The following is a 21,295-nucleotide window of genomic DNA, read 5'->3' on the forward strand; positions in this document are numbered from 1 at the left end:
CCGAAAGGAAATGCACATTATAATGGCAGACATTCCTGTTTATCTGGTGGCCGGCTTTCTGGATGCCGGCAAGACCAATTTCATCAACGGCATCCTGGAGGACGGCTTCGCCCGCCAGGATCCCACCCTGCTGCTCTGCTGCGAAGAGGGCGAGGAGGAGTACGAGAAAAACGCTTTGGACAACGTGACGGTCATCACCATTGAGGACGAGGAGGACCTGAAGTGCTCCTACCTGAAGGAGCTGGAGAAAGAGTACCACCCCAAACAGGTGCTGATCGAGTACAACGGCATGTGGCAGATGGAGCGGCTGTACCGGGAGGTTCTGCCCGCCAACTGGGTGCTGTACCAGATCATGACCTTCGTCTACGCCCCCACCTTTGAGATGTACGCCAAGAATATGGGCCAGCTGATGATGGAGAAAATCACCAACGCGGACATGCTGGTGTTCAACCGCTGTACGCCGGAGCTGCGGGACGCCCTGCGGAAGCGGAACCTTCGGATGGTGAACCGTCGGGCTGACATTTACCTGGAGATGGAGGACGGCACCAGCGAGGACTACCTCACCGGCGACGAGTGCCCCTTCGACCTGAGCCAGGACCTGATCGACGTGCCGGACGACGACTTCGGTGTGTGGTATGTGGACGTGATGGATCACCCGGACCGCTGGGCGGGCAAGATGGTCCACATGAAGCTTATCATGTGCCACTCCAAGAAGTACCCGGGCATCCACTGCCCCGGCCGCTTTGTCATGACCTGCTGTGAGAACGACATCCAGTTCATGGGTCTCATCGCCAAGGGCATGAACCTGAACCAGTACCAGAACCGGGACTGGGTGGAGGTCACCGGCCGGATGGCGGTGGAGAAGCACGCCGCTTACAAGGGCAAGGGGCCGGTGATGCATGTGATCTCCATCGGGCCCTGTGAGAAGCCCCAGCAAGAAGTCGTGACGTTCTAAGAGGGGAGCGGGCTCCCCTCCTAACCACCCTACCACCAGTCTGCGGACTGGTGTGTGCCCAAGGCGCACGGATCAACGTATTTTCGGCAGGCGCATGTCCTGCCGAAAATGGATCCGAATTTCTTCGAAATTCGATACGGGGTGTATAACCTTGCTGCAAAAATCCCCTCCGTTGTTGAACGGAGGGGATTTTTGTCTTATGCGAGACCAAGCGCCCAAGGATTCTCATCGGGCAGGCCCCGGCCCGTCTCCCAGCGGCTCACGGCCTTGTCCGTCACGTGGAGCCGTTCCGTCAGTTCCCCCTGGCTCCAGTTCTTCTCTTTTCGGCGCCGGGCGATCAGCCCGCCGGTGGCTTTTGCGTCCATGCCATCCGCTCCTTTTCCAGCCATATCATACCACAAAACTGTCTCAAAGGCACTCTACACTTCGCAGGAGCCTTGCTTTTTTCCGGAAAATCCTTATAATGGAGGTATTCTGTGTGTGTGGAAATCCAACCAGAAAGGACCGTCTGCTCTTGAAGCTCCATGACCATTTTCCCAAAGTCCGACTGCCCCTGTGGGCCACGCTTCTGGCCGCTGTGCTGCTGGCGGGCGCCATCACTCTGCTGGCGCTCTGGTGCCAGCCCAATGCCCTGCGGAGCGTCCTGGCCGTCTTCCGGGCGCAGCCGCTGCTGATTATCCTGAACTGCCTGCCGGTGGGGATGCTGCTGCTGGTGTTCACCTGCCTGCTCCGGAACGTGTTCTTCGCCGGGGCGCTGGCGAACTTCGCCGTCTGCGCCCTGTCTATCGCCAACCGCATCAAGATCGAGGTACGGGACGAGCCGGTGTTTCCCCGGGACTTTGCCCTGCTGAAAGAAGCGGGCAGCGCTGTGGGGACTTACGACATCCAGTTCCCGGTGCCGTCCATCGCCGCCGTCGTGGTGTTCTCGCTGGTGCTGGTGGCCCTGGGGCTTTTCGTAGGCAGCCGCCCCTTCCCCATCGCCCGGCTCCGCGGCTGGGTGGGAAGCCTGCTGGGGGCTGCCGCCAGCTTTGCCGTGCTGGCAGGACTGATCCTGACAGTCTATGCCTCCAATGATCTGTACAACTCCTTCCGGGTATCCAACGCCTACTATATTCCCTCCGTGTTCAACGAGCTGGGGTTCCCCTACTGCTTCTGCCACCAGTTCACCACCTACCCGGTGGACAAGCCTGAGGGCTTCAGTCGGTCGGAGGCGGCCGGCTGGGACCAGGGCGGCGACACCGGTCTGGGGAAGGATGTGAACGTCATTATGGTGATGGATGAGGCCTTCTCCGATATCACGGACAGCGACGCTTTCGCTTTCACAGCGGAGAACGACCCCCTGCCCAACCTCCACGCCCTGCGGGAGGATCCCCACGCCGTCGCCGGCCATATCGTGGTGCCCGGCTTCGCCGGCGGCACTGCCAACACGGAATTCGACGTGCTGACAGGCATGCAGACCAACGCGCTCGCTGCCGGAACGACCTCCTCCTTCCGGGTGGTAAACCGGAACCTGGACAGCCTCTTCCGGGTGTTTGGCGGCGATGGCTACCACACCTCCTTCTTCCACCCGGGGGACGACTGGTTTTACAACCGGGAGAACGTCTACCGCTGGTTCGGGGCGGAGGAGACCGTATTTGCTGACCAGATGGAGGCGCTTGCATACAAGGGCCGCTGGGTCACGGATGACTACATGGCGGGCCTGATTGAACAGGAATTCGCGGACACTGTGGCCGCTGGCGAGACGCTGTTCCACTACACAACCACCATTCAGAACCACATGTCCTACACCCTGGACAAGTACGGCGAGAGCTATGCCTATCCGGAGGTGCCGCTGAACACGGCGGTGTCCGACGAGGTGGAGACGCTGCTGAGAGTCTACACCGAAGGGGCTCGGGACGCGGACGCCATGCTGGGCCGCCTGGTGGACACCTTCTCCGCCGTGGAGGAGCCGGTGGTGCTGGTGTTCTTCGGAGACCATCTGCCCTATCTGGGCGACAACCAGCTGGCCTACGCGGAACTGGGCTTCACGGCCCGGCCGGAGTGGGACGCACTGACCTCCTACGAGACGCCCTATGTGATCTGGGCCAATGACGCCGCCGCGCAGGCCCTGGACTGGGAGGCCGCCGTAGCGTCCCTGGACCTGCCGGAGGATGGGCGGCTCTCCGCCAGCTTCCTGGGGGCCGCGGTGCTGGAGCTCACCGGGCGGACCGGGGAGAGCCCCTGGTTCGACTTTCTGAACCAGCTGCGCCGGGAGCTGCCTGTGGTGCAGAAGCAGGCGTATCAGCTGGCAGACGGCACAGTGACGGACCAGCTGACGGAGGAACAGGCGGCGAAGATCGCCAAATGGCGTCAGTGGAGCTACTACAAGCTGATGTATAAGGAGATCGACTGAAAACGGCCCCCGGTGGACAGTGTCCGCCGGGGGCCGTTCTTTTCTTGACAGGTCTGACTGCCCTTGATACAATGGAGAAAAGCCCCATCTTTTGAAAGGATGTGCGCCCCATGAAGTCCTGGTCTCAACGGGAACTGGCGCTGGCTGTGCTGGTGGTCTTTGCCGCACCGGCTATCCCCTATGTCACCTCCCGCTTGCTGGGGGATTTGTCGTCTCTTTTCCTTGGGACAGTTCCTCTCATAGGGACGCTCTTGTCTCTGTTCCTCTACGCTTGTATCTCTGCCCTGGTGACGGGGGGCCGTTTTTTCTCTGGGCCCGGAGAGGCCGCCGGATCTGGCCCTGGGTCTTGGCTCTGGCGGTCTGCCTGGGTCTATTCCGTCTTTTGTGTATAGACATAAATGCCACTAACAATCTGCTGGCACTTGTTACTGGCTATCACAACAATGAGTCCACCGCTTTCCACCTGCTCTACCTACGGGTATGCTACAGCGGAATGCTGTTTGGGGTGGCCTTGGCGGCCATTGTCGCCTGGTTCCTTCGCAAAATCAACTCCTGACAAGAAAGCCGCCCGGAGCCGTTGGCTCCGGGCGGTTCGGTGTGGAGCTCCCGCCCCTGATGGATCGGGACATTGGCCGGCCCATGGAAAGCTAGGCCGTGTGGAATTCCGGCCCGGAATCCCGTGCTCCTTTGCCTACATCCCCTCCAGCGGTTGCAGCTCCGTTCCTTCCGGGAAGGCCCCGGCATAGGAGACGCCTACCGCATCCAGCAGCTCCAGCCGCATCCGGCAGAAACTCCCGCCGCCGGTGATGCAGAACACGTTTTCCCCCTGCCGCAGCGTCACCGGCCAGTTGCTCCAGATGGCGCCGTATGCCTCCTCCGATGCCCCCTGCAGTTCCCAGGACTCCCCACCGGCCAGACACACCGTCACCGGCTGGTCCTGGGAGGCATAGGTGCAGTTCACCGTGGTCGTGCAATCCTCCTCCACGGCGACATAGAGAAACGCCGCCGGTTCCTGCCGGGTGGTCAGGGAGAATTCTGCCGTGATCGGATCATCGGCAACCGTCAGGGTTTCAAACTGCGGCCCTGCCGGGGTCTCGGCGGTCTCTTTCCGTTCTGTCTCTGGAAACGCCGACAGATCCTCCGGAATATCTTCCAGGCGGCCGCAAGCCGCCATGAGAAAGCAGCAGATCAGGATCAAAACACAGTGTTCCTTCTTCATGAAAATACCAGTCCTTTCCTCACGCTCTGTTTATCAAACGAAATGGCTGCATCCTTTTCCTCATCTCCCGCAAAAAAGCCAGCGGCTGTGCCGCTGGCTTTCAGACGTTCTCGTTTTTCGGGTGAAAATGTTCCCACACCGCCTGGGCGGCGGCCCGGGGCACCACGGCGGCAAGGGTCTCCACATCCGCCTCCCGGATGGCCTTGATGGTGCCGAAGTGTTTCCGCAGCTCCGCCCGCCGCTTCTCGCCCACACCGGGGATACCGTCCAGGGCGGAGCGGGTGGCGCTTTTGCTGTGGCTCTCGTGGTGGTAGGTGATGGCAAAGCGGTGGGTCTCCTCCTGGATCTGGCCGATGAGGGAGAACACCGCCTGCTGGGTGACGATGCCGATCTCCCGGCCCTCCGGCGTCACCAGGGCCCGGGTTCGGTGGCGGTCATCCTTCACCATGCCGAAGATGGGCACATCCACACCGAATTCCCAGGCCACCGTCTGCGCTGCCCGGGCGTGGGTCTCGCCGCCGTCGATCAGAAACACGTCCGGCAGGGGCAGAAACTTCTCGTCCCCATCCGCTGCCCGCTGGAGCCGTCGGCGCAGCACCTCCTGCACGGAGGCGTAGTCATCCGGATGTCCCTCCAAAGACTGGATGCGGAAACGGCGGTAGGCGGACTTCAGCGGCCGGGTGCCGCTGTATACCACCATGGAGGCCACGATGTCGCTCTTTCCCGTGTTGGAGATGTCGAAGGACTCCATCCGCTTCGGAGGCTCCGGCAGATTCAGCATCTTCCCCAGCAGCTCCAGGGTGTAGGCAGTCCGCTCCTCCACGGTGGTGGCTCGCTCTGTCTCCTCCTGGGCGTTCCGCTGGGCCATGGCCCGCAGCTCCGCCTTCTCTCCCCGCTGGGGCACGTGGACCCATACCTTGTGGCCCGCCCGCTTCGTCAGGACCTCCGACAGCTCTTCGCAGTCCTCCGTCTCCATGGGCAGCAGGATCTCGTGGGGCAGGATGGCCCGGGGAAGGTAGTACTGGGCCGTCAGGGCGGAGAGCATCTCGGCCTCCGACTCCTCGTTGGGGGCGGAGAACAGCTCCGTCTCCCGGCCGGCCAGATTTCCCTCCTCCATGTGGAGAATGGCGTAACAGCTCTTGCCGGATCCCCGGTACAGTCCCCAGATGTCCGTATCGGCACAGAGGCCCGCGATCACCGTCTGCTTTTTGCTGAGGGCACCGATGGCGTTAATCCGGTCCCGGAGCAGCGCCGCCTGCTCGAAGTGGAGGGCCTCCGCCTCCGCCTCCATCTCGGCGGTCATGTCCCGGAGCAGCTGCTTGCTCCTCCCCTCCAGCAGCTGCACCGCCTGCTCGATCCGGCGGTTATACGCTTCTGCTGTCATCTCCGGCCGGCAGAATCCGTCGCACCGGCCCATGTGGAAGTTCAGACAGGGGCGCTCTGCCCCGATATCCCGTGGGAATTTCCGGCTGCAGGTAGGCAACCGCAGGGCCACACACACCGCGTCCAGGGCCTGGCGGGTCTCGAACCGACCGCCGAAGGGCCCAAAGTACCGGGCGGAGTCATTGGCCATCTTGTTCACCAGGGAGAAGCGGGGGTATGCCTCTTTGGACAGGCGGACGAAGGGGTACCCCTTGTCGTCCTTCAGCAGGATGTTGTAGCGGGGCATGTGCCGCTTGATAAGGGAGTTCTCCAGCACCAGGGCCTCGAACTCGCTGGTGACGAAGATGGTGTCGAAGCGGTCCACCTGAGACACCATGTTCCGCGTCTTGGCGGTGTGGGAGGCGCTGTCCTGGAAATACTGGCTCACCCGGTTTTTCAGCTTCTTGGCCTTGCCCACGTAGATGACCCTGCCTGTTTTATCCATCATCAAATAGACGCCCGGCACCAGTGGCAGGTCGTTGGCCTTCTCCCGCAGCTCTTCCTTTGTCACGCCCGCCGCCTCCTCGCATAAAAGATACACGGCCTTGCGCGCCGCAGGGCCGTGTCGTACTTCCTGTATCGAATGTGTTATTCGCCGAAGTTGTCCTTGACCAGTTCCACCAACGCCTCGACAGCCTCTTTCTCATCGGCGCCGTCGGCGATCAACGTAATGGTGGTGCCCTTCACGATGCCCAGGGACAGAACGCCCAGCAGGCTCTTGGCATTGACGCGGCGATCCTCCTTTTCAACCCAGATGCCGCTCTTGAACTCATTTGCTTTCTGGATAAAGAACGTGGCCGGTCTTGCGTGCAGACCTACCTCATTATTTACGGTGATCTCCTGTGTATACATGATCCAGCTCTCCTTTTCTATACCAAGTCAACCAAGTCTGTTCCAACAGCTCCACATGATAACCGATGATTTTTCTGATAACATCATACCCGGTTTTACACAGACAGTCAACGGCGTTTTTCACAAACATTTTAAAATTTCCAGGAAACCGTACACAGTCTTTTCGTCTTTTAGCCTATCTTTCACAATTTTCCGGCAGTTACCCCCTCTTTTTTATCTATTTCTACAAGGGCGGCTGGAGACGCAGACAGGGGACCTCCCAAAAGGAGGTCCCCTGTGGACAGTGGGATCAATAGTTCTCGGCCTTCACCTGGAAGTAGGCCTGGGGGTGCTTGCACACCGGGCACACCGCCGGCGCGCTCTCGGCGATCTCCACATGGCCGCAGTTGCGGCAGAACCACATGACCTTCTCGCCCTTCTTGAAGACCTCGCCCTTCTTCAGGTTGTCCAGCAGCTTTAAGTACCTCTCCTCGTGGGTCTTCTCGATCTTGGCCACGCCCTCGAACTGGGCGGCCAGCGCCAGGAAGCCCTCCTCCTCGGCGGTCTTCGCCATCTCGGCGTACATCTTGGTCCATTCCTCGTTCTCGCCTGCAGCGGCAGCCACCAGGTTCTCCTCAGTGCTGCCGATGCCGTCCAGGGCCTTGAACCACAGCTTGGCGTGCTCCTTCTCATTCAGAGCGGTTTCCTGGAAGATGGCCGCGATCTGCTCGTAGCCCTCTTTCTTGGCCTTGCTGGCAAAATAGTCGTACTTGTTCCGGGCCTGGGACTCCCCGGCGAACGCGATCCACAGATTGGCTTCCGTCTTGCTGCCCTTCAGTTCCATGTGTCTGACTCCTTTCAAATTTTACAATTGTCTCTTTTTTCCTCTGGTCTATACTCATGCCGGCCGTCCTGTCCCGCACAGCGCGGGCAGTGTCCGGTGAATATCAGGGTGTGGCCCGTGACCACGCAGCCCCGGGCCGCAGCCAGACGGTCCAGCCTCTCGTCATAGGGCACAGTCTCCAGATCCAGCACAGCCCCGCAGGCGCGGCAGCGGAAATGGGTATGGGGCCGAGTCACCGCGTCAAAGCGGGTCACAGGGCCGTCCAGCTCTGTCAACCGCCCCTCCCGGGCCATCTGCTGGAGATTGCGGTACACGGTCCCCAGGCTCAGCCGGGGCATCTCCGGCTTCAGCTGCTGATAGACCATCTCCGCCGTGGGATGGGCGCGGCTCTCCAGCACAGTCTGGTAGATCCGCTCCCGCTGCTGGGAAAAACGCTGCGGCATAGGCTTTCTTCCTTAAATAGTAATAATTACTATTATTTATATATCATATCCTGCTGGAAAATGCAAGCACTTTTTCAAAATTCGGACAACATTCGACTGTCCGGCGCTGGCGGAAACTTCCGCTGCTAAATCCAGACGCCACGGAGACAATAACACCTGGGTATCGCGAAACAAACGCCCGCGCAAAGGGAGGTCAACCCATGAAAAGACAGTTTACGCTCTTGCTGGCCTCTGTCCTGGTGGTGTTTGCCCTGACCGCCTGCGGCGGCAACGACAAAGACACCAACCAAGATAACAACGGCCAAAACACGGTCGGAGAGGATATCCAGAACGCTGGCGAAGACATCATGGATGCCGGCGAGGACATCCTGGACCCCGACAACAACAATAGCAACAAGGACAACGGGACCGGCGATCACAAGAACGACCAGAACACCACCGACAGAGGTGACAGTGCCCTCACCGGCGGCGACACCACCGTGGAGGATGCCGTCACCAAGCAGAACAGCCGTCCCGGCGTATCCTACGGACAAATGCTGCGCAATGCCCGGGTCCACGATTCCGACGGGCTTCTGACGGACCACGAAAATGCCGCCAGCGGCCGCACAGCATAAAAACGGACAGAGAAGCGTTTTGCCTGCTTGAACAGGAAGACGGCGCGCAGAAAACACACAGGGCCGCGGCAACAGCTGCGGCCCTGTCTTTTTCCGAAAGGGCTTGGGAAGGTCCTTGCCTTTTCCAGGGAACATGGTACAATAAGGCAAAGCATACATTTTGTGGAAAAGGAGCCGCTATGAGCACTGTGAAAGAACCCCTCCACCCCCTGAGGACAGCCCGGTACCTGTGGCTGGGCATCCTTCTCTGCGCCCTGGTGGGCGGCGCCTGCTTTCTGGGCGGGCGGTGGTCCGCCGGCCGGTCTGAGACAGCGAAAATAGACACGGTCGTCCTGCAGAATCAGCTGTCGGAGATCCGGGAGCTGGCCACGGTCACCTACGCCTACACCAACATGGCCCAGTTCGAGAGCAGCAACGACTTCTACGGGGTGAAAATCCCCTTCACCACCAAGTCCTTCATCCTTACCTACGACGGCACCGTCAAGGCCGGGGTGGACCTGGACGGGGCGGAGGTGTCCGTCAGCGGCACCACGGTCACCATCACACTGCCGGAGGCGGAGATCCTCTCCCACGAGATCGATGAGGACAGCATGGAGGTGTTCGACGAGAAGACCTCCATCTTCAATCCCTTCACAGTGGAGGATTTCACCTCCTTCCAGTCGGATCAGAAGGCAGCCATGGAGGAAAAGGCCCTGTCCCGCGGGCTTCTGGCGGAGGCTCGCGCCAAAGCCGTCTCCAGCGTAGAGCAGCTGTTTGCCGCCGCACTGCCGGACACATACACCGTCACGGTCCAATAAAAAACAGAGGCGGAGCCGCGGCTCCGCCTCTTCTCATGCCAGGATATAGTCCCCAGGGCCTCCGGCGTGTCCGCCAGATGGTCCGCCCCGGCGTCCTCCAGCTCCTGCCGGCTCCGAAATCCCCAGGTGACGCCGCAGGCCGTCAGGCCGCCGTTGTGGGCCGTTTGCATATCCACGCCGCTGTCTCCCACAAACAACGTCTCCTCCGGGCGCACTGCCAGGTCGGCCAGCAGAGCGTGGATGCCCGCCGGGTCCGGCTTCACCGGCACTCCCTTGACTTGGCCCCGCACCAGATGGAAGACACCGGGAAAGTAGTGTTCCACGATCTCCCGGCAAAAGCCGTCCGCCTTGTTGGAGTAAACCGCCAGGGTCACTCCCCGTCTCCCCAGCCGCTCCAGCAGTGCCGGGATGCCGTCATAGGGCCGTGTCTCGTCCATGTTGTGGGCGCCGTAATAGGCGGAAAACTGGGCGAGAGTATTGGCCAGCAGCAGGGGACTGCGGCTCTTCTCCGGAGAAAACCGCCGCACCAGATTGGGGATTCCATGGCCCACCATGGTCTTGAACTCCTCTGCGGAGTACTCCGGCCAGCCGTTCCGGCGGCAGACCCAGTTTCCGGCATTGGTCAGGTCCTGAATCGTGTCCAGCAGGGTGCCGTCCAGGTCAAAGATCACTGTATGATACATGGCCCGTCTCCTTTGTTCTTCGGTAAGATTGTTTTTATTTTATCAATTTCTCCGCACCGCTACAACTGGCATTCAAACCGAAAGGCGCGGTTTTCACCGCGCCTTTTTTATGAAAGTTTCCCGTCATTTCACAGGGGGCAGGGCTTCCAACCCCTCCCGGTCAGCAGAACACATTCCCGGAAACCCGCCGCTCTTGCCAGCTCCGCCGCCTGGCCGTAGCCGTACACGACCGTTTCCGGGCTGTGGGCGTCGGCGGTGAGGATGATCTGTCCTCCCATGCCCCGCCACTCCCGCAGAAGGAACACCGCCGGATAGGGCGTGTCCCGGTATCCCCGGGAGATGGCGCCGGTGTTGACCTCCAGCAGCGTGGCATCCGGGTCCGTGTGGTGCAGGGCCTCCAGCGCCGCCGTGCGGCAGCGGGGATCGTCCTCGTCAAACAGGGCATTTCCCCGATTCAGCTTGGTCACCAGGTCAATGTGGCCCAGAATGGCGGGTCTTCGGTCCGCCATGGCGGCTACATCCCGGTAGTAGCCCTCTGTCAGGGCCAGCATATCGCCGCCGAACATCTGGTCCCGGCAGGCGATCAGCCGCTCCCGGTCCCAGTCTATGCCATGGTACTTCCCGGTCTTCGGGTCATAGAGGTTGTGGACGGAGCCGATCCAGTAGTCCGCCCAGTCCGGAACCGGCTGTGCGGACCGGCTGTCCTGCTCGATACCCAGCAGGACCTCCATCTGTCCGGCGTATTCCTCCCGGAGGCGTAGCACCTGCTCCCGGTATTCCGCCGGATCGGTTGGCAGGACGTTGCCCGCGTCGTGGGGGATCTCCGTGTGGCTGTGGCCGGAGGCGCCGAAGAAGCGGACCCCTGCCGCATACGCGGCCGCAGCCATCTCCGCCAGGGTTCCCTTCCCGTCGCAGAGAACGGAGTGGGTGTGGACGGAGCAGCATTCCGGTGTCAGATTCATTGCATCCGCTCCTGCTTCACCTTGTGGTCGATGACATGGCGCTTCTCCAACTCCGCCATCACGTCCTCCAGGGTGATGCCCATCTGGACCATCAGCACCATCACATGGTAGGTCAGGTCGGCGATCTCATAGATGGTCTCCTCCCTGTCCTCCTTGCGGCCGCCGATGATGACCTCGGTGCACTCCTCACCCACCTTCTTCAGGATCTTGTCCAGGCCCTTTTCAAAAAGATAAGTGGTGTAGCTGCCCTCCTTGGGATCGGTCTTCCGCCCTTGGATCAAGCGGTACAGGCCCTCATAGCTGAAAGCCTTCAACTCCTCGGAGAGGTAGACCGGCCGGAAGAAGCAGCTCTCCGCCCCGGTGTGGCAGGCGGGGCCGTCCTTCACCACCTCCACCACCAGGGCGTCCTTGTCACAGTCCGCGGTGATGGACACCACATGCTGGACGTTGCCGGAGGTCTCCCCCTTGCGCCAGAGCTGCTGGCGGCTGCGGGAGAAGAAGCAGGTCCGGCCCTCGTCAATGGTGATGGCCAGGCTCTCTGCGTTCATGTAGGCCAGGGTCAGGACCTCCTTGGTGTAGTGGTCCTGGACGATGGCGGGGATCAGGCCGTTTGCGTCAAATTTCAAATCCATGGTGCTGTCTCCTTTTCTTGGGTATGCCGCCCGTGGGCGGCTGGGACTCCGCTTCCCGTCCGGGACCGGGCGTTCTGTCAGATCCGCATCTCCACGCCTTGCGCCCGCAGATAGTGCTTCAGCTCCTTGATATCCACCTGCCGGGTGTGGAAGATGGACGCCGCCAGCCCCGCATCGATGCCGGGGTGGGTGAAGAGCTGGGCAAAGTCCTCCATTTTCCCGGCGCCGCCGCTGGCGATGATGGGCACGCTCACCCGTGATGCCAGGGCGTCCAGCATCTCCAGGTCAAAGCCCTGCTTGACGCCGTCGGTGTCGATGGAGTTCAACACGATCTCCCCGGCGCCGTCGGCCACGCCCCGGGCGGCCCACTCCATAGCGTCGATGCCGGTGTCCTCCCGGCCGCCCTTGGCGAAGAGGCGGAACTGCCCGTCCACCCGCTTCACGTCCATACTGAGCACCACGCACTGGTCGCCGTACTTCTTGGCTGCCGCGCCGATGATGGTGGGGTCCGCGATGGCGCCGGAGTTGACGCTCACCTTGTCGGCGCCGCATTTCAAGACCCGGTCAAAGTCCTCCAGCGTCCGGATGCCGCCCCCTACCGTCAGGGGAATGAAAATCTCGCCCGCAACCCGCCGCAGGATGTCCGTAAACAGGTTCCGGCCCTCCGCAGAGGCGGTGATGTCATAGAATACCAGCTCGTCCGCCCCGGATTCGTTGTAGAACCGGGCCATCTCCACCGGGTCTGCCATATCCCGCAGACCCTCAAAGTTGGTCCCCTTCACCACCCGGCCGTCCTTCACGTCCAGGCAGGGGATGATCCGCCTGGCTAACATGCGCCCACCTCCCGGATGACCGTTTTTAAATCCAGACGGCCCGTGTACAGGGCCTTGCCCAGAATGGCGGCTTTGGCCCCGATCTTCCGGAGCTCCCGCAGCTCCTCCAGACTGCTGACGCCGCCGGAGGCGGTGATGTCCAGGCCCTCAATTTTTGCCAGCTCCCGGTAGAGCGCCAGATTGGTGCCCTGTTCCGCCCCATCCCGGCTGATGTCCGTATAGATGACGGTCTGGACGCCCGCGTCCCGGAGGCGGCGGCAAAAGTCCACGCCCTTTTCCGCAGACAGCTCCTTCCAGCCGCTGACGGCCACGTAGCCGTCCCGGGCGTCCACCCCCACGGCGATCCGGTCGCCGTATGTTTGGGCCATCCGCTCCGTGAAGTCGAAATCCTTCACCGCGATGGTGCCCAGGATGCACCGGCCCACACCCAGATCCAGGTACCGGCGGATGCGGTCCTCGTCCCGGATTCCGCCGCCCACCTCGATGTAGAGGCCACCCTGTCCGGCAATGGCGGCGATGGTGTCAAAGTTGGCCAGGGTGCCGTCCTTGGCGCCGTCCAGGTCCACCACATGGAGGTATCCGGCACCGGCAGCGATGAAGTCCCGGGCCACGGCGCAGGGGTCCTGGGCGTAGACCGTCTCTTTGTCATAGTCTCCCTGATACAGGCGGACCACCTGTCCGCCCCGCAGGTCAATGGCGGGAAAAATCTGCATAGACCACGTCTCCTCTGTCAATCTTTGTTCTTGTTGTCCAGAAGCACCAGCACCAGACCGATGATCCCACAGAGCAGACCCACCGGGGCCCAATAGGCCCGCATCCAACTAAGAATCGTGAGCGCAGGGGGCTCAAATCCGACCAATACCAGCAGAATGCCGAACAGGATCCAGGCAAAACCCAGCCAGATCCGCCTCATGCCGTCTCCTCCCAATCTAATTATAGGTGCTCCTTGCAGGAGAGCTCCTCCGCATCCAGCCGCAGGACGCACACGGCGTCCACCGCCGCGTCCGGAAAGGTCCAGTCCCCGCAGCAGGTAGCCTGGCGCATGATAGCCGCCAGACCCCGCCGCCTCTCTTCCGCCGTCTCTACCACACGGATGGGGCCCTCGCCGATGACGCTTTGAAACGCGGCGGTGTAGCCGCAGGCCGCCTCCGCCCCTGAAGCCGGTAGCCGGTGTCCAGCTCGAACCCGGCCCAGCCGTTTCGGCGGACCAGGTCCACCTTCCGCCCCTCCGCGGCGCCGTGGAAGTAAAAGACATGGCGGCCGCCCTCCACCGTGTGGCCGAAGTTCACCGGCACCACGTAGACGCCTCTGCCGTCCTGAAGGCCCAGGCGGCAGACTTCACATGCGTCGATAACCGCCCGGACCTTCTCCGGAGCCGTGACGGCCCTGTCCTGTCGTCTCATAGGTCTCATGGCATCCTCCCTCACAGTTCTGCAAAGGCCCGCAGCAACCGCAGTCCCGTGTCCCCGGATTTCTCCGGGTGGAACTGGGTGCCGTAGACGTTTCCCCGGCGCACCACACCGGTGACATCCACATTGCCGTACCGGGACGCGGCCAGAGTGCCGGCGGCGCAGTCCCGGGCATAGAAGCTGTGGACGTAATACACATACTCTCCGTCCCGGACGTGGCGGAACAGGGGGTCATCTTTCAAAATCTGCAAGCTGTTCCAGCCCATGTGGGGGACCTTCAGCGTCTTGTCCGTCAGGTCCCGGCGGAGGTCCACTACTTGGCCGGGCACCAGCCCCAGGCCGGGGTGCTCCCCGTACTCAAAGCTCTTGTCAAACAGCAGCTGCATCCCCAGGCAGATGCCCAGGAGAGGCTTCTTCTCCGCCTCCTCCTGAATCACCGGCACCAAGCCGGTGGCATCCAGCTTGGCGCGGGCGTCCCCAAAGGCGCCCACGCCGGGCAGGATGATCCGGTCTGCCGCCCGGAGGCGGCCGGCGTCGCCGGTGACCTCCGCCTCCAGGTCCAGGGCCCTCAGGCTGGAGAGCAGAGAGAACAAGTTCCCCACGCCGTAGTCTACAATTGCAATCATTTACAGCACACCCTTCGTGCTGGGAATTTCATCCCGGTGTTTTTCGTCCGGGGCCACAGCCATCTTCAAGGCCCGGCCCGCGCCCTTGAACACGGCCTCCAGAATGTGGTGGGTGTTCTCCCCGGCCATCTGCCGGATGTGGAGGGACATGGGGCACGCCCGGACGAAGGCCAGGAAGAACTCCTTGCCCAGCTCCGTATCGAAGTCCCCCACCCTTTGGGCGGGCAGGTCCACGGACCAGCCCAGATAGTCCCGGCCGGAAAGGTCGCAGGCCACCAGCACCAGCGTCTCGTCCATGGGCAGGAGGAACTGGCCGTAGCGCGTGATACCCCGCTTGTCCCCCAGAGCCTCTGCAAAGGCCCGGCCCAGGCAGATGCCGATGTCCTCCACGCTGTGGTGGCCGTCCACCTGGGTGTCCCCCTGGCAGCGGATGGTCAGGTCAAAATCCCCATGCCGGGCGAACAGCTCCAGCATGTGGTCCAGGAACCCCACGCCGGTGGCGATGTCCGCCTTCCCAGTGCCGTCCAGGTTTAAAGAGAGCTGGATCCGGGTCTCCCGGGTGTCCCGCCTGATATCAGCAGTGCGCATCTCTCCGCCTCCTTACAGCTCTTCCAGGATGGCCGTCAGCTCCTCCACCAGGGTCTCCATCTGCTCCATGGATCCGATGGTAATGCGGATATAGTCCCGGATCCGGTCCGCGTCGAACCAGCGGACCAGGACGCCGTTCTCCTTCAGCTTCCGGTACAGGGTCTCGCCGGGAAGCTGGCTGTGGCGGGCAAAGACGAAGTTGGCCTGGGAGGGCAGGACAGTGAAACCCAAATTCTCCAGCTCTCCCACGGTCCAGGCCCGGGTCTGCCGGATGGCAGCGGTGCAGGCGGCGAAGTACGCCTCGTCCGCCACAGCGGCGGCCCCTGCCGCGATGGACAGCCGGTTTACATTGTAGGGATGGAAGCTGTATTTCACCCGGTTCAGGTCCGCGATCAACTCCGGGCTGCCCAATGCGTAGCCCACCCGACCGCCGGCCAGGGACCGGCTCTTGGACATAGTCTGGGTCACCAGCAGGTTGTCATAACGGTAGATCATGGGCACGCAGCTCTCGGCGCCGAAGTCCACATACGCCTCGTCCACGATCACCACTCGGTCTGGGTTCGCCTCCAGCAGCCGCTGGATGTCGTTCCGGGGCACGGCAATACCGGTGGGGGCATTGGGGTTGGCGATGACAATGGTGCCGGGGAAATCCATATAGTCGTCCACATGTAAGGTGAAGTCCTCCCGCAGGGGGATTATCTTCACATCCAGATCGAACAGGGCAGCCTGGGACTTATAGAACCCATAGGTAACATCCGCAAAGGCCACGGGTTGCCCCGCTCCGCAGAAGGCCCGGAAGGCAAAGGCCAGCACCTCGTCAGAGCCGTTGCCCGCCAGCACGTTCTTGGCTTTCAGCTCATAGCGCCTGGCGATGGCCTCCGTCAGCGCGGCACAGGTGGGGTCGGAGTACAGGTTCAGTTTCAGGATCTCCGCCCGGTTGATGGCCTTGAGAACCTTGGGCGACGGGGGGAAGGGGCTCTCATTGGTGTTCAGCTTTACATACTGCTGATCCTGGGGCTGCTCGCCGGGGGTGTAGGGGGCAAGGCGCTCCGCCTCCTGGGAAATCCAGCGGCTCATGGGATCACTCTCCTTTCTCTTCCGTGCGGGACAGGGCAGACCGGGCGTGGCCGTGGAGGCCCTCCCGCTCTGCAAAGTCCGCGATCCGGGGGGCGGCGTCTGCCAGCGCCTCCCGGGTGTAGTAGATGAACTGGGTCTTCTTCACAAAGTCGTCTACGCTGAGGGGACTGGAAAACCGGGCCGTACCGCTGGTGGGCAGGGTGTGGTTGGGACCCGCGAAATAGTCCCCCAGCGCCTCTGGCGTGTGGCGGCCCAGAAAAACGCTGCCGGCGTTTTTGACCAGGGGCAGCAGGGCAAAGGGATCGTCCACGCACAACTCCAGATGCTCCGGAGCGATGCGGTTGGCGGCCTCCACTGCCGCGGCCAGGTCCTTTGTCACCAGGATCTTACCGTTGGCCTCCAAGGACTTTTGAGCGATATCTCGCCGGGGCAGGTCCGTCAGCTGGCGCTCCACCTCGTTTTGGACGGCCTCCGCCAGGGGGCGGCTGTCCGTCACCAGCACGGCGGCGGCGTGGGCGTCGTGCTCCGCCTGGCTCAACAGGTCCGCCGCCACCCAGGCGGGGTCGCTCTTCCCGTCCGCCACCACCAGGATCTCACTGGGGCCGGCGATCATGTCGATGTCCACCTGTCCGAACACCTTCCGCTTGGCGGCAGCCACAAAGACGCCGCCGGGACCCACGATCTTGTCCACCTGGGGGACTGTCTCCGTGCCGTAGGCCAGGGCCGCCACCGCCTGGGCGCCGCCGATCTTGAACACCCGGTCCGCCCCGGCGATTTTTACCGCTGCCAGAGCTTCTGCAGAGATGGCGCCGTTTTGGTTCGGCGGCGTCACCACCGCGATCTCTTTTACCCCGGCGATCCTGGCAGGGATGACGTTCATCAAAATGGTGGAGGGAAAAGCCACCGGGCTGCCGGGTACGCAGATGCCCACCCGCTCGACAGGCGTGTATCGCTGGCCCAGCACCACGCCGGGCCGGTCCGTCAGGCAGAAGTCCCGGTGGACCTGTGCCTCATGGAAGTGCCGGATATTGTCCGCCGCCTGCCGCAGCGTCTCCCGGAAATTCCCGTCCACACAGTCCCAGGCGGCGCGCAGCTCCTCCGCCGTCACCTCAAACCGCTCCAGATCTGCGCCGTCGAACCGGCGGGTGTATTCCCGCAGGGCCTCATCCCCCGGGTGCGGACGTCCGCCAGAATGGCGGCCACCGCCGCATCCACATCCTCCTCCGCCTGGGGGGGCGGTCAAAGAGGGGCAGGTCCTCCAGGCGGTCCGCCTCATAGATGGGAATCATGCCTCCGTCACCTCCTTCAGCCTGCCCAGAAGCGCCTCGATCTCCTGGTGCTTGAACTGGTAGCTGGCCCGGTTGGCGATGAAGCGGGCCGAGATGGGCATGAACTCCGTCAGCACCTTCAGATCGTTCTCCCGCAGGGTGGTGCCCGTCTCCACGATGTCCACAATCACATCAGAGAGGCCCAGGATGGGGGCCAGCTCAATGGAGCCGTTCAGCTGGATGATGTCGATGTCCCGGCCCTGGGCGGCGTAGTACCGCTTGGCGATATTCCCGAATTTGGTGGCCACCCGCAGGGCCCGGCTCTGGTCCTCGGTAAAGTCTTTCGGCCCGGCCACGCACATGCGGCACCTGCCCAAGCCCGTGTCCAGCAGCTCATACACATCCGCGCCGGACTCGGCCAGGATGTCCTTGCCTACGATGCCGATGTCCGCCGCGCCGTGCTCCACGTAGATGGCCACGTCGCTGGGCTTCACCAAGAAGTAGCGGATGCCCGCCTTTCGGTTCTCCACCACCAGCTTCCGGGTGTCGGCGTAGTTTTCCGGGCAGCCGTAGCCCACGCCCGCCAGCAGGTCGTAAACCTTGTCTCCCAGGCGGCCCTTGGGCAGGGCCACGTTCAGCATCACCAGGCCAGCCGGCTCCGCCGCCGCGTCGGACAGCCGGTCCAGCTCGTCTAAGTACAGCGCAAAGCCGATGGCCCGGGCGCCGGGGCGGAACTGCTCCGCCAGGGGGTCATACTGCCCGCCCCGGAGCACTGCCCGGGGCGCTCCCGCCAGATATCCCTGGAGCACCAAGCCGTTGTAATACTCCATATCGTTCACCAGGGAGAAGTCCAGCTTCCAGTGGTCCGTCTGCCCCTGGTCCTCCAGCGCCCGACACAGGCCCCGCAGCTCTTCCAGCGCCGCCCCCATGGCGGCGTTCAGGGCCAGCACCTCCGCGGCAGCAAGAACCTCCTGCCAGGGCCCTGCCAGAGTCCCCAGGCGGCAGAGTGCGTCCGTCCCCTGGCGGGAGAGGCCCGCGGCCTCAGCGGCTTTGCGCAGCTCATGGACGTTTTTGTCCCGGATGCAGGTGAGGAGCCTGGGCCGCACAGCCTCCTGGGCGCCCACCGCGTCAAAGAGGCCGGTGACGAAGCCCATGTGGCTGATCTCCAGCACGAAGTCCCGCCCGGTCAGGGCCAGGCTCCGCAGGGCCAGGGACACCACCTGGGCCGCAGCGGCATCATCCACGGCACCGATGCACTCCAGGCCCATCTGACTGATCTCCCGGAAGGTATGGCTCTCCTGGCTGGGGCGGTAGACGTTTTCCTGATAGTAGTACCGGCCGCAGCCGCCGGGCCCCACCTGGGCATTCTTGGCGATGGAGAGGGTCACGTCCGGCTTCAGCGCCAGCAGCCGCCCGTCCAGGTCCGTAAAGGTGATGACCTGCTCGCTGGAAAGAAAACGGCGGTTCTCCTGATAGAGACCGTATTCCTCGAACCGACCCATGTGGTATTTGCGGAAGCCCTCCTGTTCATACAGCAGCCGCAGCTGCAGCGATGCCCGCTCCTGGGGCCGCAGGACGTTCAGATCCAGTTCCATGGGGACTCTCCTCCCGGCGGACTATCAGCCCGCGTTGATTTCAGCATTTATTTTACTTTATTTTATTAGCAAAGTAAAGCGGTAATTCGGTAGTAAGAAAAATTCTATGCTTTTAACAAATTCAACTTCGCACAAAACAGAAGTTAACGTGATTTTACACCCAGGATGGTGTTTTTGCAATCTCCCTTTCCCCTGTTCCCGCCCTGACATTTCCAGCCCTAAAAATGAAATTTTCTTCATAGATAGAGGATTTCCGACAAATGCTCCTTTTATCATTTAAAGAAAACCCATGATTCTATGGAGTATGGCAATGAAAAGAAGTACCCCTCTGACCCGCAACATCGGCGCGAAAGTGAAATACTACCGGAAGCTCCGCGGCCTTTCCCAGAAGCAGCTGGCCGCCCAGCTGCAGACCAACGGCTGCGATATCACGGAGACCATGCTGGGCCACATCGAGACGGGCTACCGCTCCACTTCCATTTTTGAGATCGACAAGCTGGCCGAGGCGTTGAAAGTGGACTACAACGCCCTGTTTGCCCAGGATTAACGGCACGGTACGGAGAGATCTCCGCGCCGTGCCGTTTTGCTTCCGGTCATCCGTTGTCCAGGGCCACGGTGTAGGTGAAGGAGAGGCGGTTGCCCTCCTCCACCGGCTGCCAGCCCATGCCTTGGAAGTAACAAAAGCCTGTCTGCTCCACCTCTGCCGTGATGATTACCCCCGGCTGATGAAGGGTGAAGCCCCGCTCCCAGTCCGCCTCCTCCTGCTCCCGCAGCTGGGCCTGCCGGGAGAGAGACCAGAAAGGCGCCTCCCTGCGCCCCCAGACCAGGGCCGTCACGATTTGGGGCACATAGCTGTCAGGTGTTTCCACCCACATAGCTGTGGTATTTTGGAAGGTTCCGGACATGGTGACCGCTGTGACATGGCCGTCCTCCACCGTGTAGTGGAACGCCTTGGCATCGTCCCAGGGGTTCACATCCATCAGGTCTTCCAGGGAGATGATCTGGCTGCCATCCTCCGGCTTTTCCTGCCACTGGCCGTCTTCATCCAGATAGGCCCTGCCGCCAAAGTCCAGATATTCCGCCTGGCGGTTGTAGTTCTCCGCGAACTCCGCCACAGTCAGATCCCCTCTGTTGGGCGGCAGCTGGGACCAGCTGTTGACAGCCTCTCCCACTATCAGCACCAGGAGTACCGTCAGGATCAGCGATGCGGCGTATCGGAGCCGGAAGGGCTTTGCGGTGTAGGCCACCCCGTCGTCCCAGGGCTGGGGCTCCTCTTTCCAGCACCGCCAAGCAGATCGGAGGATCATCACAAGAGACAGTATGGGGATATAAAAGCCCAATCCCATCCATAGCATCATGAGATAGCGGGTCACGCCCTCGCTGTATGGGAGGTTTTTTCCATCCATTCCAGCCAGCCGCATCCCCAACAGGGCCTGCCCGGCGTGGTGCCCCAGAGATGCAGGGACAGAGGTTCCAAAACACCCAGCAGGACCACCCCCGCGAAACTGATAGCCAGTGCGGCCCGAGTCGGGTTATACCCCAGCAGGCATAGTCCCGCCACCAGCAGCATCCGCACCAGCATCTCATCGAACATTCGGGCGAACAGCCGCCGGGAGGCGCTGCACACCGTAGGCAGCCGGTCCGTCTCCGGCAGGGCCGAAGCAGATGCCTTCTCCCACCAGGGGCCGCCCTCCCCCGGCAGGGCCGGGGCGTCCAGGTCCGCCAGGTACCTCCCCGGGTCCAGGCCGGTGAATGTGGCGCCGGTCCGCCGCAGGTCGCCGCAGACCCGCTCCACCCGGCCCAGGGCGGCCTGTTCGCCGCCCACCTCCGCCAGCCGCCGGTCCAGCACGGCAGAAAGTTCCGCCCTGCCGTCCCGCAAGGCCCGAAGCGCCTCGATGGTTACTCCCAGCCGCCGCAGCAGCTTGATCTTCTCCAGGGTCCGCAGGTCCTCCTCGCTGTAATCCCGGTAGCCGTTACCGGACCGGGCGGGGGCCAGCAGCCCCTCCGCCTCGTAGTAGCGGATATTGGCCCGGGGCACGCCGGACCGGGCCTCCATCTCCTTGCTGGTCAATGATACCGCCTCCTTTGGCCTCAGGATAAAGTAT

At 62.3% G+C, this 21,295-nt stretch carries 26 protein-coding genes and 2 pseudogenes; 6 read left to right on the forward strand and 22 right to left on the reverse strand.

Annotation, left to right across the window (positions count from 1 at the left end):
• Window positions 1-22 precede the first annotated feature (22 nt).
• A complete protein-coding gene (locus EIO64_RS06465; RefSeq protein ID WP_025544065.1) occupies window positions 23-955 on the forward strand; it encodes a TIGR03943 family putative permease subunit in 933 nt (310 codons plus the stop codon).
• A 197-nt stretch (window positions 956-1,152) separates the two neighbouring features.
• Here EIO64_RS06465 and EIO64_RS06470 read toward each other — a convergent pair whose 3' ends face one another.
• Window positions 1,153-1,320 carry a helix-turn-helix transcriptional regulator gene (locus tag EIO64_RS06470; protein WP_081692082.1) on the reverse strand — a complete coding sequence of 56 codons (168 nt, stop codon included), beginning with the start codon at window positions 1,318-1,320 and terminating at the stop codon, window positions 1,153-1,155.
• 113 nt (window positions 1,321-1,433) lie between these two features.
• Between EIO64_RS06470 and EIO64_RS06475 the strand changes: the two genes are divergently transcribed.
• Window positions 1,434-3,347, forward strand: a complete 1,914-nt coding sequence (locus EIO64_RS06475; protein WP_249390827.1) for an LTA synthase family protein — start codon at window positions 1,434-1,436, stop codon at window positions 3,345-3,347.
• 382 nt (window positions 3,348-3,729) lie between these two features.
• A complete protein-coding gene (locus EIO64_RS06480; protein ID WP_158629710.1) occupies window positions 3,730-3,903 on the forward strand; it encodes a hypothetical protein in 174 nt (57 codons plus the stop codon).
• A gap of 135 nt (window positions 3,904-4,038) precedes the next feature.
• Here EIO64_RS06480 and EIO64_RS06485 read toward each other — a convergent pair whose 3' ends face one another.
• From EIO64_RS06485 to EIO64_RS06505, 5 genes are all read right to left on the reverse strand, one after another.
• Window positions 4,039-4,566 carry a hypothetical protein gene (locus tag EIO64_RS06485; protein ID WP_025544063.1) on the reverse strand — a complete coding sequence of 176 codons (528 nt, stop codon included), beginning with the start codon at window positions 4,564-4,566 and terminating at the stop codon, window positions 4,039-4,041.
• Between the two features lie 100 nt (window positions 4,567-4,666).
• Window positions 4,667-6,499: an excinuclease ABC subunit UvrC gene (uvrC, locus tag EIO64_RS06490; RefSeq protein WP_136891011.1), complete on the reverse strand. Its 1,833-nt coding sequence runs from the start codon at window positions 6,497-6,499 to the stop codon at window positions 4,667-4,669.
• A 77-nt stretch (window positions 6,500-6,576) separates the two neighbouring features.
• A complete protein-coding gene (locus tag EIO64_RS06495) occupies window positions 6,577-6,840 on the reverse strand; it encodes an HPr family phosphocarrier protein (protein WP_021748136.1) in 264 nt (87 codons plus the stop codon).
• A gap of 289 nt (window positions 6,841-7,129) precedes the next feature.
• A complete protein-coding gene (gene rbr, locus EIO64_RS06500; protein WP_021748137.1) occupies window positions 7,130-7,663 on the reverse strand; it encodes a rubrerythrin in 534 nt (177 codons plus the stop codon).
• A 14-nt stretch (window positions 7,664-7,677) separates the two neighbouring features.
• On the reverse strand, window positions 7,678-8,106 hold the full coding sequence (locus tag EIO64_RS06505) for a Fur family transcriptional regulator (RefSeq protein ID WP_025544061.1): 429 nt from the start codon (window positions 8,104-8,106) through the stop codon (window positions 7,678-7,680).
• Between the two features lie 200 nt (window positions 8,107-8,306).
• Here EIO64_RS06505 and EIO64_RS06510 point away from each other — a divergent pair, with 200 nt between their 5' ends.
• Together EIO64_RS06510 and EIO64_RS06515 are read left to right on the forward strand one after the other, a co-directional pair.
• Window positions 8,307-8,720 carry an entericidin EcnA/B family protein gene (locus EIO64_RS06510; RefSeq protein ID WP_021748139.1) on the forward strand — a complete coding sequence of 138 codons (414 nt, stop codon included), beginning with the start codon at window positions 8,307-8,309 and terminating at the stop codon, window positions 8,718-8,720.
• Window positions 8,721-8,899: 179 nt separating this feature from the next.
• Window positions 8,900-9,517 carry a DUF4230 domain-containing protein gene (locus EIO64_RS06515; protein WP_021748140.1) on the forward strand — a complete coding sequence of 206 codons (618 nt, stop codon included), beginning with the start codon at window positions 8,900-8,902 and terminating at the stop codon, window positions 9,515-9,517.
• A 128-nt stretch (window positions 9,518-9,645) separates the two neighbouring features.
• On the opposite strand, the pseudogene EIO64_RS06520 reads toward EIO64_RS06515, so the two are convergent.
• The 14 genes and pseudogenes from EIO64_RS06520 to EIO64_RS06585 all read right to left on the reverse strand — a co-directional run.
• Window positions 9,646-10,200 (reverse strand): annotated as a pseudogene (locus tag EIO64_RS06520) (HAD family hydrolase); the annotation flags it as partial.
• Between the two features lie 128 nt (window positions 10,201-10,328).
• Window positions 10,329-11,162, reverse strand: coding sequence for a PHP domain-containing protein (locus EIO64_RS06525; protein ID WP_136891012.1), 834 nt, complete (start codon window positions 11,160-11,162; stop codon window positions 10,329-10,331).
• Complete coding sequence (hisIE, locus tag EIO64_RS06530; protein ID WP_136891013.1) at window positions 11,159-11,794, reverse strand: bifunctional phosphoribosyl-AMP cyclohydrolase/phosphoribosyl-ATP diphosphatase HisIE; 636 nt, start codon at window positions 11,792-11,794, stop codon at window positions 11,159-11,161. Before hisIE ends, EIO64_RS06525 begins: the two co-directional genes overlap by 4 nt.
• Window positions 11,795-11,871: 77 nt before the next feature.
• Window positions 11,872-12,627: an imidazole glycerol phosphate synthase subunit HisF gene (hisF, locus tag EIO64_RS06535; RefSeq protein WP_136891014.1), complete on the reverse strand. Its 756-nt coding sequence runs from the start codon at window positions 12,625-12,627 to the stop codon at window positions 11,872-11,874.
• Window positions 12,621-13,340, reverse strand: coding sequence for a 1-(5-phosphoribosyl)-5-[(5-phosphoribosylamino)methylideneamino]imidazole-4-carboxamide isomerase (gene hisA, locus EIO64_RS06540; RefSeq protein WP_136891015.1), 720 nt, complete (start codon window positions 13,338-13,340; stop codon window positions 12,621-12,623). Before hisA ends, hisF begins: the two co-directional genes overlap by 7 nt.
• A gap of 17 nt (window positions 13,341-13,357) precedes the next feature.
• Window positions 13,358-13,540 (reverse strand): hypothetical protein, encoded by a 183-nt coding sequence (locus EIO64_RS06545; protein ID WP_021748146.1) that lies wholly within the window; start codon window positions 13,538-13,540, stop codon window positions 13,358-13,360.
• A gap of 20 nt (window positions 13,541-13,560) precedes the next feature.
• Entirely contained in the window at window positions 13,561-13,716 is a 156-nt protein-coding gene (locus tag EIO64_RS06550; RefSeq protein WP_249390828.1) for a hypothetical protein, read from the reverse strand.
• On the reverse strand, window positions 13,710-14,030 hold the full coding sequence (locus EIO64_RS06555) for a pyridoxamine 5'-phosphate oxidase family protein (RefSeq protein WP_249390829.1): 321 nt from the start codon (window positions 14,028-14,030) through the stop codon (window positions 13,710-13,712). The genes EIO64_RS06550 and EIO64_RS06555 overlap by 7 nt, the downstream gene beginning before the upstream one ends.
• A 20-nt stretch (window positions 14,031-14,050) precedes the next feature.
• Window positions 14,051-14,662, reverse strand: a complete 612-nt coding sequence (gene hisH, locus EIO64_RS06560) for an imidazole glycerol phosphate synthase subunit HisH (RefSeq protein WP_021748148.1) — start codon at window positions 14,660-14,662, stop codon at window positions 14,051-14,053.
• The gene (gene hisB, locus EIO64_RS06565) at window positions 14,663-15,250 is read right to left on the reverse strand and encodes an imidazoleglycerol-phosphate dehydratase HisB (protein WP_021748149.1); all 588 of its coding nucleotides are present in this window, start codon (window positions 15,248-15,250) and stop codon (window positions 14,663-14,665) included.
• Between the two features lie 12 nt (window positions 15,251-15,262).
• Entirely contained in the window at window positions 15,263-16,327 is a 1,065-nt protein-coding gene (hisC, locus tag EIO64_RS06570; protein WP_021748150.1) for a histidinol-phosphate transaminase, read from the reverse strand.
• A gap of 4 nt (window positions 16,328-16,331) precedes the next feature.
• Window positions 16,332-17,616 (reverse strand): annotated as a pseudogene (hisD, locus tag EIO64_RS06575) (histidinol dehydrogenase).
• Window positions 17,613-19,190 carry an ATP phosphoribosyltransferase gene (gene hisG / locus EIO64_RS06580; RefSeq protein ID WP_021748153.1) on the reverse strand — a complete coding sequence of 526 codons (1,578 nt, stop codon included), beginning with the start codon at window positions 19,188-19,190 and terminating at the stop codon, window positions 17,613-17,615. Before hisG ends, hisD begins: the two are co-directional and overlap by 4 nt.
• 57 nt (window positions 19,191-19,247) lie before the next feature.
• On the reverse strand, window positions 19,248-19,430 hold the full coding sequence (locus EIO64_RS06585) for a hypothetical protein (RefSeq protein ID WP_158629711.1): 183 nt from the start codon (window positions 19,428-19,430) through the stop codon (window positions 19,248-19,250).
• A gap of 70 nt (window positions 19,431-19,500) precedes the next feature.
• On the opposite strand from EIO64_RS06585, the gene EIO64_RS06590 reads away from it, so the two are divergent.
• Window positions 19,501-19,737, forward strand: a complete 237-nt coding sequence (locus EIO64_RS06590) for a helix-turn-helix domain-containing protein (protein ID WP_025544054.1) — start codon at window positions 19,501-19,503, stop codon at window positions 19,735-19,737.
• A 46-nt stretch (window positions 19,738-19,783) separates the two neighbouring features.
• Here EIO64_RS06590 and EIO64_RS06595 read toward each other — a convergent pair whose 3' ends face one another.
• Together EIO64_RS06595 and EIO64_RS06600 are read right to left on the reverse strand one after the other, a co-directional pair.
• Window positions 19,784-20,596, reverse strand: a complete 813-nt coding sequence (locus tag EIO64_RS06595) for a hypothetical protein (protein WP_136891016.1) — start codon at window positions 20,594-20,596, stop codon at window positions 19,784-19,786.
• Window positions 20,560-21,261, reverse strand: a complete 702-nt coding sequence (locus EIO64_RS06600; protein ID WP_136891017.1) for a MerR family transcriptional regulator — start codon at window positions 21,259-21,261, stop codon at window positions 20,560-20,562. Before EIO64_RS06600 ends, EIO64_RS06595 begins: the two co-directional genes overlap by 37 nt.
• Between the last annotated feature and the right edge of the window lie 34 nt (window positions 21,262-21,295).

Source organism: Dysosmobacter welbionis, assembly GCF_005121165.3.
In the GTDB taxonomy this organism is placed as follows: Bacteria; Bacillota; Clostridia; order Oscillospirales; family Oscillospiraceae; genus Oscillibacter; species Oscillibacter welbionis.